We start from the raw sequence: 16823 nt of genomic DNA, 5'->3' as shown, positions 1-16823 counted from the left end.
TCGAAACAACAAATCACCGACGACGTTGAAGGAAAGCAGAACCATGAGCCTCACCCCCACCCGCGCCGACAAGTTCTCGTTCGGACTGTGGACGATCGGCTACAACGGCACCGACCCGTTCGGCGGACCCACCCGCCCCCAGCTCGACGTGGTCGAGGCGGTGACCAAGCTCAGCGAGCTCGGCGCCTACGGCCTCACGTTCCACGACGACGACCTCTTCGCCTTCGGCTCCACCGACGCCGAGCGCCAGAAGCAGATCGACCGCCTGAAGCAGGTCCTCGCCGACACCGGCGTGATCGTGCCGATGGTCACCACCAACCTCTTCAGCGCGCCGGTGTTCAAGGACGGCGGCTTCACCTCCAACGACCGCGCCGTGCGCCGCTTCGCGCTGCGCAAGGTGCTCCGCAACCTCGACCTCGCCGCCGAGCTGGGCGCCAAGACGTTCGTGATGTGGGGAGGCCGCGAGGGCGCCGAGTACGACTCGGCCAAGAACATCGGCGCCGCTCTCGAGCGCTACCGCGAGGCCGTCAACCTGCTCGGCGACTACGTCACCGACAAGGGCTACGACATCCGCTTCGCCATCGAGCCGAAGCCGAACGAACCGCGTGGCGACATCCTGCTGCCGACCGTCGGCCACGCCCTCGCCTTCATCAACTCGCTGGAGCGTCCGGAGCTCGTCGGCCTCAACCCCGAGGTCGGCCACGAGCAGATGGCGGGCCTGAACTTCGCCGCCGGCATCGCGCAGGCGCTGTACCACGGCAAGCTCTACCACATCGACCTCAACGGCCAGCGCGGCATCAAGTACGACCAGGACCTCGTGTTCGGCCACGGCGACCTCCAGAACGCCTTCGCGCTCGTCGACCTGCTCGAGAACGGCGGCCCGAACGGCGGCCAGGCCTACGACGGCCCCCGCCACTTCGACTACAAGCCGTCGCGCACCGAGGACGCCTCGGGCGTGTGGGACTCCGCCGCCGCCAACATGCGCACGTACCTCCTGCTCAAGGAGCGGGCCGCGGCCTTCCGCGCCGACCCCGAGGTGCAGGAGGCGCTGCAGGCCGCGCGTGTGACGGAGCTGTCGGAGACGACACTCGGCGCCGGCGAGAGCTACGACGACCTGCTCGCCGACCGCAGCGCGTACGAGGACTTCGACGCGGGCGCCTACTTCGGCGGCAAGGGCTTCGGCTTCGTGCGCCTGCAGCAGCTGGCGCTGGAGCACCTCCTCAACGCCCGCTGACCCCCCTCGTTTGACCACCGAGGTGCACGTCGTGGCGCTCATTCCCCGCGGATGACGACCACGACGTGCACCTCGATCGATCGTTAGGACACAGTGACGTGACTCTCGTCGCCGGCGTCGACTCCTCGACCCAGAGCTGCAAGGTGGTCGTGCGCGACCTGGAGACCGGCGCCCTCGTGCGCAGCGGCCGGGCCGCGCATCCCGACGGCACCGAGGTCGCGCCAGCCGCGTGGTGGGAGGCGCTGACCGTCGCCCTGGAGGCCGCAGGCGGGCTCGACGACGTCGCCGCGATCTCGGTCGCCGGCCAGCAGCACGGGATGGTGGCGCTGGATGCCTCCGGCCGGGTGGTGCGCGACGCCCTGCTCTGGAACGACACCCGGTCGGCGCAGGCCGCCCGGGACCTGATCGCGGAGGTCGGGGCCCCCGCCTACGCGTCGCGCGTGGGCGTCGTGCCGGTCGCATCCTTCACCGCGACGAAGCTCCGCTGGCTGCGGGACGCCGAACCGGAGAACGCCGCGCGCGTCGCCGCCATCGCCCTCCCCCACGACTGGCTGACCTGGCGGCTGCGCGGCTACGGGCCCGCGGACGAGAGCCCGCTGGGACCGGACCTGGAGTCTCTGACCACCGACCGCTCCGACGCGAGCGGGACGGCCTACTGGAGCGCGGCCCACGGCGCCTACGACCTCGAGCTGTTCGAGCGGGCGCTCGGCCGGCCGGGCCGCGAGGCGGGGACGCCCGGGTCCGCCGATGCGGTCGTGCTGCCGCGGGTGCTGGGGCCGGGCGAGGCTGCGGGACGGACCCCGTCCGGTGTGCTCGTCGGGCCCGGAGCCGGAGACAACGCGGGGGCGGCGCTGGGGCTGGGCGCGGCGGACGGCGACGTCGTCGTCTCCATCGGCACCAGCGGCACCGTCTTCGCCGTCACCGACGCACCCGTCTCCGACGACTCGGGCACGGTCGCCGGCTTCGCCGACGCGAGCGGACTCTCCCTCCCCCTCATCGCGACTCTCAACGCGGCCCGCGTGCTCGACGCCATCGCCCGCCTCCTCGGCGTCGACCACGACGGGCTCGCCGAGCTGGCCCTCACGGCCGAGCCGGGTGCGGGAGGCGTGGTGCTCGTCCCGTACTTCGAAGGCGAACGCACCCCCAACCTCCCGGACGCGACGGCGGGCATCCACGGGCTCACCCTCGCCTCCACCACCCCCGCCAACCTCGCCCGCGCGGCCATCGAGGGGATGCTGTGCGGACTCGCCGACGGCCTCGACGCCGTGCGCGGGGTCGGAGTGACCGAGCAGCGCATCCTGCTGATCGGGGGTGCGGCCCAGAACCCGGCCGTGGCCGCCGTCGCCGCGCAGGTCTTCGACGCCCCCGTCGTCGTCCCGGCCCCTGGCGAGTACGTCGCCGACGGCGGCGCGGTGCAGGCGGCATGGGTGCTGACCGGCGCGCGCCCCACGTGGCCGGTGGAGGCCGCAGCGCCGCTGCCGGTCGACACGCGTGCGGTGATCCGCGAGCAGTACGCGGCGGCGCGGCCGTAGCGGGTGCCGCAGGGCAACTCCGGAGCTGATCTGCGGCACGCCGCTCAGTTGTCCGTTCGAACGGTGGATGTGGGCTGACTCGCGCAGATCTCCGGAATTGCTGCGGCGGCCCGGGTCGGAGCGAGCGGCTCAGGTGCGGGAGGCGAGGGCGGCGCCGGCGGCACGGGCCCAGCGGAGCGGGTCCGCGATCGCGGCGGCGGAGCCTCCGGCGAGGTCGGCGAGCGCGACCGAGTCGGCGAAGCTGGTCGGTTCGGCCGCGATCGCACCGGCCGCGAGCAGCACGGGGACACCGGCCCGGCGCGCCAGCTCGGCCACATGCTCGGGCGCCTTGCCGGACGCGGACTGGCTGTCGTAGCGTCCCTCGCCCGTGATGACGAGGTCGGCAGAGGCGATGCGCGCGGGCAGGCCGAGCGCCTCCGCGACGGCCGGCGCTCCCGCGGTCATGTCGGCGCCCCAGATGCGGAGGCCGAAACCGGTGCCTCCCGCCGCGCCGGTGCCCGGGTCGTCGGCCGAGACCTCCCTCGCACCGACCCCGGCGGCGCCACGGCCGACATCGCTCGGCCGGCCACTCGCACGCGCACCCGGCACCGCTGCCGCGTCGAGCACCTCCGCGAACCTCGCCAGCCCCGCATCGAGCTGCGGGACGTCCTGCAGGTTCGCACCCTTCTGCGGGCCGAAGACCGCGGCTGCACCCCGCGGACCGAGCAGCGGGTTCGAGACGTCGCTGAGGATGCGCGCGCCGCCGGGAGGAAGCGGACGCATCCCGGTCAGGTCCGCGCGCACCAGGGCGGCCAGGCCGCGATTGCCGGGGGCGATGTCCGTCCCCGCACCGTCGAGGAGGCGGGCGCCGAGGGCCGTGAGCACCCCCGCTCCCCCGTCGGTCGAGGCACTGCCGCCGATCGCCAGCAGCAGGGAGGTGGTGCCCGCGTCCACGGCGGCGGCGATCGCCTGGCCGAACCCGATCGTGTGGGCGTCGAACGGCGCGGGAGCGTGCAGAAGCCCGAGGCCGCTGGTCTCGGCGAGCTCGACCACGGCGCTGCCGTCGGGCAGCTCCAGCCAGGAGGCGTCCACGAGGTCGCCGGACGGGCCGAGCACGCGCACCGGGTGTCGGACGGAGCCGGGGACGGCCGCGGCGAACGCGTCCGACGTCCCCTCGCCTCCGTCCGCGGTCGGGGCGAGGACGACCTCGTCGCCGGGCCGCACCTCCGCCCATCCGGCGGCGAGCGCCTCGGCGACCTCGGCGGCCGACGCGGAGCCCTTGAACGAGTCGGGGGCGATGACGACGGTCAGGGCGGTCACGTCGCCCACCCTGTCACAGGCTGCCGCGGGAGGACAGCCGCCCGAACGATCACCGCGATCGCGCCGGCGCATCCCGCACCGGGATGCTGCGCTCGAACGCCCGCACGGTGCGGTCGACGACCTTCACGGGGTCGGCCGCCCAGATCTCGGCGTTGAAGATCTCGACTTCGACATCGCCGGCGTAGCCCGCGGCGTCCACGGCCGCGGTGAGCGAGGCGAAGTCGACGTGACCGTCCCCCATCATTCCGCGGGCGAGGAGGGCGTCCGCAGGGATCGGCGTGAGGAAGTCGCAGACCTGGTAGCTCGCGATGCGTCCCGCCGCCCCGGCGCGCGCGATCTGGTCGAGCGCCTGCGGGTCCCACCAGACGTGGAACGTGTCCACCACCACGCCGACGGAGGCCGTCGGAAACGGCTCGGCGAGGTCGAGCGCCTGGCCGAGCGTCGAGACGACCGCACGATCGGCCGCGTACATCGGGTGCAGCGGCTCGATCGCGAGAGTCACCCCGGCGGCGCGGGCGTCGGACTCGAGCTCGGCGAGCGCGTCGGCGACGCGGGCGCGTGCGCCGACGAGGTCGGTCGACCCGGCGGGAAGGCCGCCGGCGACGAGCACGAGCACCGGGGCGGATCCGGGAGCGCCGGCCGCGGCGAGCGCCGCCGTCTCCTCGATCGCGCGGCGGTTCTCGTCCAGGGCGGCACGCCGGTCCGGGCCCTCGGGCACGGTGAAGAACCCGCCCCGGCAGAGGCTCGACACGCGGAGGCCGCTGCCGCCGACCATCCGCTCCGCCTCCGCGAGCCCCACCTCCGCCACCGGTTCTCGCCACAGGCCGATCGCTTCGACGCCCGCGTCCGCCGTGATCCGCAGGGCGTCGGCCAGGCTCGTGTATTTGATGGTCGCCTGGTTGATCGACAGCCGCGACGGCACGGCGCGCCCGGGAGCGTTCACGCGTCCACCCCGTTCAGGTGCAGGAGGTCCGTCCAGCGCTGCGCGGCCAGGTCCGGCCGTTCGAGGGCGCCGCACGCCGCCGCCAGCCGCACGATCTCCGACAGGTGCGGGAGGCTGCGCGCCGCGTGGAGGCCGCCCACCATCGAGAAGGAGTCCTGGTGGCCGTTGAGCCAGGAGAGGAACGCGACGCCGGTCTTGTAGTAGTAGGTCGGCGCCGCGAAGATCTGCCGGGAGAGTGCCTCCGTCGGCCCGAGGATGCTCCGGTAGCGGGCCGCATCCCCGGCGTCGAGGGCACGGATCGCGGCGGACGCGCTCGGGGCAAGAGCCGCGAACGCGCCGAGCAGCGCGTCCGAGTGCACGTCGCCGTCGCCCTCGATCAGGCCGACGTAGTTGAAGTCGTCTCCGGTGAACATCCGCACGCCCTCGGGCAGGCGGGAGCGCAGCGCGACCTCGGCGTCGGCGTCGAGGAGGCTCATCTTGATGCCCGCGACCTTCTCGCCGCCGGCCTCGATGATGCGCAGCACGGTGTCCGCGTCGCCGAAGTAGCCGGCGAGCGCCGGATCGAACGCCTCGCCGAGCCAGTGCAGCACGACGGGGGCGCCGGCTGCGGCGAGCACCTTCCGGTAGACGTGCTCGTAGTCCGCCGGGGACTGCGCTGCCCGGGCGAGATGACGGCTCGCCATGAGCACGACCCCGGCCCCCGCATCCTCGGTGAAGTGGAGCTGCTCGATGTACGCGTCGATCACGGCGTCGAGCGGGATGACCGGCTCGTCCACATGGTCGGTGTTGACGCCCGCGACCACGGCTCCACCGACCGCGCGTGCCTCGGCCGCGCTGCGCGTGATGAGCTCGCGCGTCGCCGCCGCATCGAGGCCCATGTTGCGCTGGGCGGTGTCCATCGCATCGGCGACCCCGAGGCCCCACCCGTAGACGTGACGGCGGAAGGCGAGCGTCGCGTCCCAGTCGATCTCGGCGGGGGCGCCGGGAACGTTGTCGGCCCAGGGCTTCGGGATGACGTGCGCGGCGGCGTAGGCGACGCGGGACCGCAGCGGGGCGTCCGGACGCGCGGTGCCACCCGGCGCTCGGACGTCGGTGGTGGAGGTCGTGCCATCGGCGTGCAGGAGGGGGACAGCGCGCACAGCGATGTCGGCGGTCGTCTCGGCGCCGACCGTCATCGGGCCACCTCGGGCAAGCGCACCGGGGCGAGGTCGATGCGTCGCCCCTCGCGCGACGAGCGGAGGCCCTCCTCGGCCAGCTGCACGCCGCGCGCGCCGGCGAGGAAGTCGAAGCGGTTCGGGGCGTCCTCGAGCACGTGGCGGAGAAACTCCTCCCACTGCGTCTTGAAGCCGTTCTCGAACACCTCGTTGGCCGGCGACTCGATCCAGTCCCCGTCGTAGTCGTGCTCGTCGGCGAGGTCGGGATTCCACACCGGCTTGGGGGTGGCGTTGCGCGGCTGGATCTTGCAGCCGAACAGTCCGACGACCGCGCTGCCGTGGGTACCGTCGACCTGGAACTCGACCAGCTCGTCGCGGTTGACGCGCGTGGTCCAGCTGGAGTTGAGCTGCGCGGTCACACCGCCCGCGAGCTGGAAGATCGCATAGGCCGCGTCGTCCGCGGTCGCCGCGTACGGGCGCCCCTGCTCGTCGACGCGCTCGGGGATCTCGGTCACCGCCTGCGCATACACCGACTCCACGCGGCCGAAGAGGTTCTCGAGCACGTAGCTCCAGTGCGGGAACATGTCGACGACGATCCCGCCGCCGTCCTCGGCGCGATAGTTCCAGCTGGGGCGCTGCGCCGCCTGCCAGTCCCCCTCGAACACCCAGTAGCCGAACTCGCCGCGCACCGAGAGGATGCGGCCGAAGAAGCCGGAGTCGACGAGTCGCTTGAGCTTGCGCATCCCGGGCAGGTAGAGCTTGTCGTGCACGACGCCGTTCTTGATGCCGGCCTCCTCCGCCAGACGGGCGAGTTCGAGCGCCTCCTCGAACGACTCGGCGGTCGGCTTCTCGGTGTAGATCGCCTTGCCGGCCGCGATGGCCTTGCGGATCGCCGTGCTGCGCGCCTTGGTGACGAGGAAGTCGGCGTAGATCTGCCAGCGGTCGTCCGCCAGTGCCGCGTCGAGGTCGGTCGTGTAGTGCTCGATGCCGTGGCGCCGCGCCAGCTCGGCCAGCTTCTCCTCGCTGCGCCCGACCAGGATCGGCTCGACCTGCACGCGCGTGCCGTCGGAGAGCAGCATGCCGCCCTGTTCCCGGATGGCGAGGATCGACCGCACCAGGTGCTGCCGGTAGCCCATGCGCCCGGAGACGCCGTTCATGATGATGCCGATCGACGACACGTGTACTCCTTTGTGCTCATGCGAGGTGCCCGCCCGACCCATCGGGAAAGCGCTTACCCGACAGTACTTCGCACCCCCGCCACCGCGCAACCCTCCACTCCCCTTTCCGCTCGGCCCTCGAGGTTCACGTGGTTGCGGTCACGGGCGGAGAATGGACGCAACGACGTGAACCTCGGCGTCGCGCAGCGACTCACGCGGCCGCCGGGGCCTCCTGCGCACTCTCGGCGGTGAACGAGACGGCGTGCGCCTGTTTGCCGAATGCCGTGAGCAGGATGACCGCGACCGCCGCCATCCCGACGGTGGAGGCCATCGCCCACGGGTAGCCCCACTGCGGCGCGAGCGCCTGCTGGATCGGCAGGTTGAAGGCCGCGATGACATTGCCCAGCTGGTACGTCACGCCCGGGTAGAAGCCGCGGATCGCGTTCGGCGACATCTCGTTGAGGTGCGCCGGGATCGCGCCCCACGCCCCCTGCGTCGTGAACTGGATGAGCGCGGAGCCCAGGCACAGCATCCCGGCCGTCGTCGAGAACGCGAAGATCGGGATGATCGGGAGCGTCAGCGCTGCCCCGAGAATGATGGTCGCCTTGCGCCCCCAGCGATCCGACAGCGAGCCGAGCACGATGCACCCGATGATCGCACCCACGTTGTACACGACGGCGATCCACCCGGCCGCCGCGGCATCCAGGCCCGCCCCGCCGTTGTCGGTCGCCTTGAGGAAGGTCGGGTAGATGTCCTGCGTGCCGTGACTCATCCAGTTGAAGGCCGCCATCAGGAGCACGAGGTAGACGAACCGGCGAAGCACCTTCCCGTCGAAGAACACCCGGCGGATCGAGCTCCCGCTCGCCCGCAGCTTGTCACGCGTCGTCTCCCACACCTCGGACTCGCGCACCCGCGACCGGATGATGAGGGAGATGAGCGCCGGCAGGATGCTGAGCGCGAAGAGCCAGCGCCAGCTCAGACCGAAGACGGAGTGGACCAGCAGGAAGGCGAGCGCGGCGAGCAGGTACCCGGCCGAGTAGCCGGCCTGGAGGATGCCCGAGTACAGCCCGCGCCGGGTGCGCGGGACCTTCTCCATCGTGAGGGCGGCGCCGAGACCCCACTCGCCGCCCATCCCGATGCCGTAGAGCAGGCGCAGGATGAACAGCACCGTGAAGTTCGGCGCGAACGCGCAGAGGAAGCCGACCACCGAGTAGAAGCAGACGTCCGCGATCAGCGGGATGCGTCTGCCGACCCGGTCGGCCCACAGGCCGAAGAGGTACGCGCCGACCGGCCGCATGACGAGCGTGATGGTGGTCAGGAAGGCCATCCGCTCGAGCGGGACACCGAATTCGGCGCCGATGTCGGCGTAGACGAGCACGATGATGAAGTAGTCGAAGGCGTCCATCATCCAGCCCAGCAGGGACGCGGCGAACGCGTTGCGCTGATCGGGGCTCAGGCGGGTGGAGGCGACGGCGGCGTCGGACACGGTTTCTCCTCACGATCGTCGGTGATCGGCGGCAATGCACGAGAAAGCGCTTGCCGGAGGGTCACCGTAGACCTGAGAACGCGCGTGTCAACCCGACCCGGCTCCCGGTTCCCGGGCGCGCGCGGCGTTGGCATCCGCGGCGGAGAGCGCTTACCATCGCGGTGACCGAGAGGACTCCATGCGCGCACTCATCCTGACCGGCTCCGGCCGCTACGCCGACCCCTGGCACCCCTTTGCCGAGACGTCGGCCCGACTGGCCGACATCCTGCGCGGGCAGGGCCTGGACGTGGAGATCTCGGGCGAGGTCGACGCGCGCATGGCCGCCCTCGTCGCCCCCGAGCGCGACCCCGACCTCCTGGTGCTCAACATCGGGGATCCCGCGCACACCGGCACCCCGGACCCCGAAGCGGAGGCCGCGGGACGCGAGGGGCTGCTCGCTCACCTGGGCCGCGGGCGGCCGCTGCTCGTCTCGCACGTCAGCTCGACGTCGCTGCGGGGCGTGCCCGAGTGGGAGGCGATCCTCGGCGGGGTGTGGGTTCGCGGCACGACCTTCCACCCGGAGTACGGGCGCGCGACGATCCTGGTGCATCCGGAGCGGGACGCGATCGTCGCCGGGCTGGACGACTTCACCGTCGATGACGAGCGGTACACGAATCTCCGCGTCGACCCCGCGGTCGTCGCCCTGGCCTCCCACGAGCACGACGGCCGGGAGCATCCCCTGATGTGGACGCGGCGGTACGGCGACGCGAAAGTCTTCTACGACGCCCTCGGTCACGACGCGGCGTCGTACGACGCGCCGACCCACCGCGAGATCCTCGCCCGCGCCACCGGCTGGCTCATCTCCTGAGCCGACCGGGCGCCGACACGCGTCCGGCGCCGCAGGGGGGTCGCATTCTGCCGCTTCGGCGTCGTCGGAACGACGGAATGCGGCCCCTCTGTGCACGTGTGGTGGTCGTCGCAGAAATTGCCGCTTGACGGCGGGCGCAGGAGGTCGCATACTCGGGAATGCGCATTCTGGGAATGCGCAATCCCGCACCCCGAGGAGTCGACGATGACCGCACGACGCACGCCCGTCGCCGCATTCGCCATGCGGCCGGACCTGCCGGAGCAGCTGTTCGGGGCAGACGAGCTCGCCGCGCTCGCCCGCGTCGCCGACATCGACACCGGTCTCACCATCACCGACTTCGGCACCGCGCCCGCCGCCCTCCTCGACGCGGTGGAGGTCCTCATCACCGGGTGGGGCGCACCCCGGATCGGCGCCGCCGAGCTCGAACGGATGCCCCGCCTGCGCGCGATCGTCCACGCCGCCGGCACCGTGAAGGGGCACATCGACGACGCGGTCTGGGAGCGCGGACTGCTCGTCACCAGCGCGGCGAGCGCGAACGCGTACCCCGTCGCCGAGTACACCCTCGCGATGATCCTCCTCGCGGGCAAGCGCGTCCCCGACTACATCCGCGGTTACGCCGCCGATCCGAGCGCGTACGCGCAGGAGCCCGATCCCGCTATCGGCAACTTCGGCCGGACCGTCGGGATCGTCGGCGCCTCCCGGGTCGGCCGCCGGGTGATCGAGCTGCTCCAGCCGTTCGACATCGACGTGTTGCTCTACGACCCGTACCTCGCGCCCGGCGACCCGGTGCTCCGCAGCGCGCAGCCCGTCTCCCTCGACGAGCTGTTCGACCGCTCGACCATCGTCAGCGTCCACGCCCCACTGCTGCCGGAGACGATCGGCATGATCGGCGCAGCCCAGCTCGACCTCCTGCCCGACGGCGCCACGCTCATCAACACGGCGCGGGCACCCATCGTCGACCAGGAGGCGCTCACCGCCGCCGTCCGCGACCGTGGCCTGCGCGCGGTGCTCGACGTCACCGACCCGGAGCCGCTCCCCGCAGGCCACCCGCTGCGGACCTTCCCCGGCGTCGTGCTCACACCGCACGTCGCCGGTGCGCTCGGGACGGAGCTGCGCCGCCTCGGCGAGTGCGCGCTGCACGAGGTCGAGCGGTTCTCCGCGGGAGAGCCCGCCGAGCATCCTGTGACGAAAGAAGCGCTGACCGCCGTTGCCTGAGACTGTCACCGTATCCACTCCGCCCACTTCCCCCACCCAGGAGGCACACCCCATGCGCGAGCTCCGCGACTACGACGTCCAGGTGTTCATCGACGGCCGGTTCGAGCGCCCGGAAGCGGGCGACGGCCTGCCCGTGCTCGACAAGGCCGCCGGCACTCCGTTCGCCACGTACGGCAACGCGTCGGCCGCCCAGGTCGACCGCGCCGTGGAGACGGCCCGCCGCGCCCAGCCCGCGTGGGGCGAGGTCGACGCCAACACACGCTCGGCGATCATCCGCCGCTTCGCCGACGAGCTCGAGAACCGTCGCGATGAGCTCCTCACCCTGCTGATCCGCGAGACCGGAGGCACGCTCGAGAAGGCGGAGGAGGAGCTCGACCAGTCGATCACTCAGCTGAACAACTCCGCGACGCAGCTCACCGAGAACGCCGGCAGCATCCTGCCGCCCTACAAGCCGGGCAAGCTCTCGCTGTCGCGCGCGGTGCCGCTCGGCGTGATCGGCCTGATCGTGCCGTGGAACTACCCGATGAGCCTCGCGATGCGCGCGCTCGCTCCCGGACTCGCCTACGGCAACGCAGTCGTGCTCAAGCCCGCCGAGCTGACGCCGGTCGCGGGAGGCCAGATCCTGGCGGAGGCGGCCCTCGCCGCAGGTGTGCCGGCCGGTGTCTTCGCCGTGGTCCCCGGCGACGGTCCGACCACGGGACGCACGCTCAGCGAGCACCCCGCCCTCGACCTCATCCACTTCACCGGCTCGTTCGAGGTCGGCCACCAGATCGCGAACTTCGCGGCCCGCTCCTTCACACCGGTCGCCACCGAGCTCGGCGGCGACAACGCGTTCGTGGTGCTCGACGACGCCGACATCGACCAGGCCGCCAGCTGCGCCGTCTGGTCCGCGCTCTGGTATCAGGGCCAGACGTGCATCAGCGCCGGCCGGCACATCGTGCTGCGGGAGGCCGCTGGCGCATTCACCGAGGCGGTCGTCGAGCGCGTGCGCGCCCTCCGTGTCGGGGACCCGCTCCGCGAGGAGGTCGACCTCGGCCCCATCATCAGCGAGACCCAGCTGCGCCGGTTCTCCGACGGTCTGGTCGCGCCGTCGATCGCGGCAGGGGCGTCGGTCGCGACGGGCGCCACGCACGACGGCCTCTTCTACCGCCCCACCGTTCTCACCGGCGTCACCCCCGACATGCCTGTGTTCGCGGAGGAGACCTTCGGCCCGGTGATGCCGATCACCGTCGTCGACAGCGAGGCGGAGGCGCTCGCCCTCGTCAACCGGCACCGCACGCTCATGAACTCGGTCTTCACCGGCGACCCGATGCGCGGGTACGCCTTCGCCGAGCAGGTGCGCAGCAACGAGGTGCACGTGAACGACGGCTACGCCCGCCATGGCGGCGAGGGACAGCTCGCCGGCTTCACCCGCCGGCAGTGGATCGGCCTCCAGACCGCTCCCGTGCGCTACCCCGCCTGGGCGGAGGGCTGAATCGCCCGGCGCAGCCGACCGCACCCCACGGATCCCCGCACTCCGCGCGGATCCCCGAACCCGCACGGACCCCACCGCACCACGAAACCATCGAAGGAGATGCACACAGTGAGGAAGTCAACGCTGAGGACCATCGGCGCGATCGTCGGCGTCGCCGCCGCGACCGCCACGGTCCTGACCGGCTGCTCCAGCTCGCCGAGCGGAAGCTCGACGTCGGGCGGCAAGGTCACCCTGTCCTACGTCAACTGGGACGGCGGCATGCAGGCCGTCGTCGACGAGTGGAACAAGGCCAACCCGGACATCCAGGTCAAGCTGACCAAACCGTCGGGCACCGGGTACACGCTCTACAACAAGCTCATCACCAACAACAAGGCCGGGACCAACCCGGACGTCACCGAGGTGGAGTACCAGGCGCTCCCGGCGCTCATCGCCAACAAGGTGGTCATCCCGATCGACGAGTACGTCGGCGACCTCTCGGGCGACTTCTCGAAGTCCACGCTCGCGCAGGTGCAGTTCGAGGGCAAGACGTACGGTGTGCCGCAGAACGTCTGCCCGATGGTGTTCTTCTACCGCAAGGACATCTGGGACTCGCTGGGTCTGACCCCGCCGAAGACCTGGGACGAGTACGCGGCGGACGCGGCCACGATCCACGCCGCCGACCCGTCCAAGTACATCGGCAACTTCACCGCCGCCGACCCGGGCTGGTTCGCGGGGCTCGCGCAGCAGGCGGGCGCCAACTGGTGGAGCGCCTCCGGCGACACCTGGAGCGTGAACATCAACGACGCGGCCAGCAAGAAGGTCGCCGACTACTGGAGCGGACTCGTCGACCAGGGCGTCGTCAGCCCCGAGCCGAACTGGTCCGCACAGTGGAACACCGACATGAACAACGGCACCCTGGTCGGCTGGGTCGGCGCGCAGTGGGCGCCCAACCAGCTCCCGTCGATCGCGAAGGACACCGCGGGCAAGTGGGAGGCCGTCGCGCTCCCCGCCTGGACCGCCGGCGACACCACGGTCGGCATCTGGGGCGGCGAGACCGAGGCGGTCACGGCCAACTCGAAGCACCCCGCCGAGGCCGCGAAGTTCGTGAAGTGGATGAACTCCTCCAAGGAGGGCGTCGCGTCGCTGATCACGAACGTACAGGTCTTCCCGGCGAGCCTCTCGAACCAGTCGGCGCCGGAGCTGCAGACCCCGCCGCCGTTCATGTCGAACCAGCCGGACTACAACACGCTGATGGCGACCGTCGCCAAGGGCGTGCGCACGTTCGACATCTGGGGACCGAACGCCAACGTCACGTTCGACTCCTACTCGAATGCCTTCGGCGCGGCCCTGCAGAACAAGACGCCGCTCTCCGCAGCACTCGGCACGATGCAGACGGACACCGTGACCGACATGAAGAAGATCGGGTTCACAGTCGCCGGCTGACCCCCGTCACGACCCCGGGCGGGGGCGGCGCGTCATCCGCCGCCCTCGCCCGGCACCACCATCTCCACCCCGCTCCCATCCACCCTCCCGAGGAGAGTCCGCACATGGCCGTCATCGGAGACAGCACCGCACCGCCGGCACCGGCACGCGCCGGCCGGCGGACTTCCACCGCCCCGTCGTCCGGGCGCCGACCGCGGCGGGGCCCCACCCTCCTGCCCGTGCTGCTGGTCGCACCGGCGGTCGTCCTGCTGCTTCTGTTCACCGTGGCGCCCGGCATCTACGCGGTCGTGCTCAGCTTCCTGCAGCTGAAGGTCGGCGGCGGCCTGCTCGGCGGCGGCGAACCGACCGAGGTCTTCGCCGGCTTCGCCAACTACGTCAGCACCCTCGTCGACCCCGAGTTCTGGGCGAGCCTCGGCCGGATGCTCATCGTCGCCCTCATCGGCGTGCCGCTCACCATCGTGCTCGCCACCGTCTTCGCGCTCTGCCTGGATGCCAAGCGCGCCCGCCTCGTCGGGTTCACCCGGCTCGCGATCTTCCTGCCGTACGCCGTGCCGGGCGTCGTCGCCTCGCTGCTCTGGGGCTTCATGTACCTGCCGGCGACCAGCCCGATCGGCGGTCGCGTCATCGACTACTTCGGCGCCACGGGGATCTTCTTCTCCGTCGCCAATGTGGCGGTGTGGGGCGTCGTCGGGTTCAACATGGTCATCCTCTACACGGCCGTCCGCAGCCTCCCGAAGGACCTCTTCGAGGCGGCGGAGCTCGACGGCGCCTCCGAACTGCAGATCGCCCTCCGCATCAAGCTGCCCCTGATCGCCCCGGCCATCACCATGGTCGCGCTGTTCTCGGTGATCGGCGCGCTGCAGCTGTTCAACGAGCCGACGACGCTCAAGCCGCTCGCCAACGCGATCTCGTCGACCTGGGTGCCGCTCATGCGCGTCTACACGGACGCCTTCGTCAACAACAGCATCTACGAAGGCGCCGCGACCTCGTTCATCCTCATCGTCATGACGGTCGCCGCCACGGTGCTCGTCAACGTGATCGGCCGGCGCATCGCCCGGAGGGAGACCCGATGACCACCCTGACCGCCGACCGCGCTGCCGGCCCGCGCACGGGCAAAGCGCCGCTGCGCACTCGCACCGGCGTGCGTATCGTGCCCACCCTCATCCTCATCGTCGGCGCGCTGTACTGCGTGCTGCCGGTGCTGTGGATCGTCATCGCGGCGACCAAGACCAACGACGAGCTGTTCTCCACTCCCCCGTTCGTACCCTCCTTCACCGGCGGCTTCTGGACCAACATGGAGGCGCTCTTCACCTATAACGACGGCATCTTCGGCCGGTGGGCGCTCAACTCGGTCGTGTACGCGATCGGCGGAGGCATCCTCTCGACGGTCATCGCGGGCGCCGCGGGCTACGCGCTCGGCAAATACCGCTTCACCGGCTCGAAGTGGATCTTCCGTCTCATCGTCGCGGCCGTACTGCTCCCGCAGATCATGCTCGCGATACCGCAGTTCCTGCTCATGGCCAAGTTCGGGATGACCAACAACTACGCGTCTGTCATCCTCCCGCAGCTGGTGTCGCCCTTCGCGATCTACCTCTGCAAGATCTACGCCGAGGCTTCCGTTCCCGACGAGATCATGGAGGCCGCGCGCATCGACGGCGGCAGCGAGTGGCGGATCTTCTGGTCGGTCGGCTCGCGGCTGATGATGCCCGCCCTCGTCACGGTGTTCCTCCTGCAGTTCATCGGCATCTGGAACAACTTCCTGCTCCCGTTCGTCATGCTCAACAACGACCAGCTGTACCCGTTGACCCTCGGGCTGTACGGGCTGATGATCATCACCGGCGGTCAGGCCGCGCAGTACTCGATCGTCATCGCCGGCGTGCTCGTCTCGATCCTGCCGCTCGCCGTCCTCTTCCTGTCGCTGCAGCGCTACTGGAAGATCGACCTCATCTCCGGAGGCGTGAAGCTGTAGCCGCTACCCCGCTCAGGGGTCGCGAAACGCCGTTTCGGCCCAGCCGGAACGGCGTTTTGCGACCCCGGGATTGCAGCCGACGACCCGGCGCGACCGTGCGACGGCCGGGTCAGCGGCGCGGCGTGGAGGCGCGGAGGCGGACTTCGGCGGGGACGGGCGCCGCGGGGAGGGGCGCGTCGGCGAGGGCGAGCTCGAGCGCCCGGGCGCCGAGGTCGGCGAGCGGGAGGGACACCGAGGTGAGGGCCGGCGTCACGTCCGCCACGAGGGGGATGTCGTCGAAGCCGGCGACGCCGATGTCGGCACCGGGCGTGATCCCGGCCGCCCGGAGCGCGGCCATGGCCCCGATGGCCATGACATCGCTCACGGCGAAGACGCACTCGGGGCGCGCGCCCGATGCGAGGAGTTCCGTCATGGCCCGGTGTCCGCCCTCACGCGTGAACGTGGTGTGCACGACCGACGCGGCGGGGAGCACCGAGCGGAAGCCCTCGACGCGGTCGCGCACCGTGATGAGCTCCCCGGGGCCGGCGAGGATGGCGACATCCGCGTAGCCGAGCCCGCGCAGCGATGTCGCGAGCGCCGCCGCACCGCCGCGGTTGTCCACGTCGACGGTCCGAAGCCCGGGCGCACCGGACCCGATGACGGCCACGCGTCCGGGGTCGCCGACCCGCGTCTCCGCACCCGCGACGCGACTGCCCGCGAGGACGACGGCACGCGGTCGCTGTCCACGCAGGGCGTCGAGCGCGGCCTCCTCGCGCGCCGTCGAGTCCGGGCCTGCGTAGGGACCGGTCGCGGTGATCGTCACCACCAGCCCGCGCTCGTCCGCCACCCGAACGACACCGGACGAGATGGAGGCGAAGTACGGGTCGGCGATGTCGCCCACCACGAGCGCGACGAGGTTGCTGGTGCCCCGGGCGACGGCCTGCGCCTGCACGTTGGCGCTGTAGCCGAGGTGCCGGGCGGAGGCGAGGACGCGCTCCTGCAGCTCCGGGTTCACCTTGCGCGCGCTGCCGTTGAGGGCGCGGGACGCGGTCGCGAGCGAGACCCCCGCGTGCGCGGCGACATCGGACAGGGTGGGGGCGTTCTCGCTCACA

The 16823-nt window shown here is 71.5% G+C and carries 14 protein-coding genes; 8 read left to right on the top strand and 6 right to left on the bottom strand.

Going from position 1 to position 16823, the window contains the following annotated elements; genetic code table 11:
- Positions 1–43: 43 nt before the first annotated feature.
- On the top strand, positions 44–1234 hold the full coding sequence (xylA, locus tag LLS1_RS12705) for a xylose isomerase (protein WP_226656029.1): 1191 nt from the start codon (positions 44–46) through the stop codon (positions 1232–1234).
- A 98-nt stretch (positions 1235–1332) separates the two neighbouring features.
- Positions 1333–2766 carry a xylulokinase gene (locus LLS1_RS12700; protein WP_226656027.1) on the top strand — a complete coding sequence of 478 codons (1434 nt, stop codon included), beginning with the start codon at positions 1333–1335 and terminating at the stop codon, positions 2764–2766.
- Positions 2767–2895: 129 nt separating this feature from the next.
- Here the strand turns inward: LLS1_RS12700 and LLS1_RS12695 are convergent, their stop codons facing one another.
- From LLS1_RS12695 to LLS1_RS12675, 5 genes are all read right to left on the bottom strand, one after another.
- On the bottom strand, positions 2896–4056 hold the full coding sequence (locus LLS1_RS12695; RefSeq protein WP_226656206.1) for a glycerate kinase: 1161 nt from the start codon (positions 4054–4056) through the stop codon (positions 2896–2898).
- 58 nt (positions 4057–4114) lie between these two features.
- A complete protein-coding gene (locus LLS1_RS12690; RefSeq protein ID WP_226656026.1) occupies positions 4115–5008 on the bottom strand; it encodes a sugar phosphate isomerase/epimerase in 894 nt (297 codons plus the stop codon).
- Positions 5005–6183, bottom strand: coding sequence for a DUF993 family protein (locus tag LLS1_RS12685; RefSeq protein WP_226656024.1), 1179 nt, complete (start codon positions 6181–6183; stop codon positions 5005–5007). Before LLS1_RS12685 ends, LLS1_RS12690 begins: the two co-directional genes overlap by 4 nt.
- Positions 6180–7382: a Gfo/Idh/MocA family protein gene (locus LLS1_RS12680; protein WP_374758270.1), complete on the bottom strand. Its 1203-nt coding sequence runs from the start codon at positions 7380–7382 to the stop codon at positions 6180–6182. Before LLS1_RS12680 ends, LLS1_RS12685 begins: the two co-directional genes overlap by 4 nt.
- 148 nt (positions 7383–7530) lie before the next feature.
- On the bottom strand, positions 7531–8805 hold the full coding sequence (locus LLS1_RS12675) for an MFS transporter (RefSeq protein ID WP_226656022.1): 1275 nt from the start codon (positions 8803–8805) through the stop codon (positions 7531–7533).
- A 178-nt stretch (positions 8806–8983) separates the two neighbouring features.
- Here LLS1_RS12675 and LLS1_RS12670 point away from each other — a divergent pair, with 178 nt between their 5' ends.
- The 6 genes from LLS1_RS12670 (at position 8984) to LLS1_RS12645 (ending at position 15732) form a co-directional block, all read left to right on the top strand.
- Positions 8984–9652, top strand: a complete 669-nt coding sequence (locus tag LLS1_RS12670) for a ThuA domain-containing protein (RefSeq protein WP_226656021.1) — start codon at positions 8984–8986, stop codon at positions 9650–9652.
- A gap of 204 nt (positions 9653–9856) precedes the next feature.
- Positions 9857–10867, top strand: coding sequence for a hydroxyacid dehydrogenase (locus LLS1_RS12665; RefSeq protein ID WP_226656019.1), 1011 nt, complete (start codon positions 9857–9859; stop codon positions 10865–10867).
- A gap of 52 nt (positions 10868–10919) precedes the next feature.
- A complete protein-coding gene (locus LLS1_RS12660) occupies positions 10920–12341 on the top strand; it encodes an aldehyde dehydrogenase family protein (protein WP_226656018.1) in 1422 nt (473 codons plus the stop codon).
- Positions 12342–12449: 108 nt separating this feature from the next.
- Positions 12450–13763 (top strand): ABC transporter substrate-binding protein, encoded by a 1314-nt coding sequence (locus tag LLS1_RS12655; RefSeq protein ID WP_226656016.1) that lies wholly within the window; start codon positions 12450–12452, stop codon positions 13761–13763.
- A gap of 104 nt (positions 13764–13867) precedes the next feature.
- Positions 13868–14836, top strand: coding sequence for a carbohydrate ABC transporter permease (locus tag LLS1_RS12650; protein WP_226656015.1), 969 nt, complete (start codon positions 13868–13870; stop codon positions 14834–14836).
- Positions 14833–15732, top strand: coding sequence for a carbohydrate ABC transporter permease (locus LLS1_RS12645; RefSeq protein ID WP_226656013.1), 900 nt, complete (start codon positions 14833–14835; stop codon positions 15730–15732). The genes LLS1_RS12650 and LLS1_RS12645 overlap by 4 nt, the downstream gene beginning before the upstream one ends.
- Before the next feature lie 109 nt (positions 15733–15841).
- Here the strand turns inward: LLS1_RS12645 and LLS1_RS12640 are convergent, their stop codons facing one another.
- Positions 15842–16822, bottom strand: coding sequence for a LacI family DNA-binding transcriptional regulator (locus LLS1_RS12640; protein WP_226656012.1), 981 nt, complete (start codon positions 16820–16822; stop codon positions 15842–15844).
- Between the last annotated feature and the right edge of the window lies 1 nt (position 16823).

The organism is Leifsonia sp. LS1 (assembly GCF_020521355.1).
Taxonomy (GTDB): domain Bacteria; phylum Actinomycetota; class Actinomycetes; order Actinomycetales; family Microbacteriaceae; genus Leifsonia.
The sequence above is the reverse complement of the archived record's forward strand: the minus strand, read 5'-3'. Positions and strand labels throughout refer to the sequence as shown.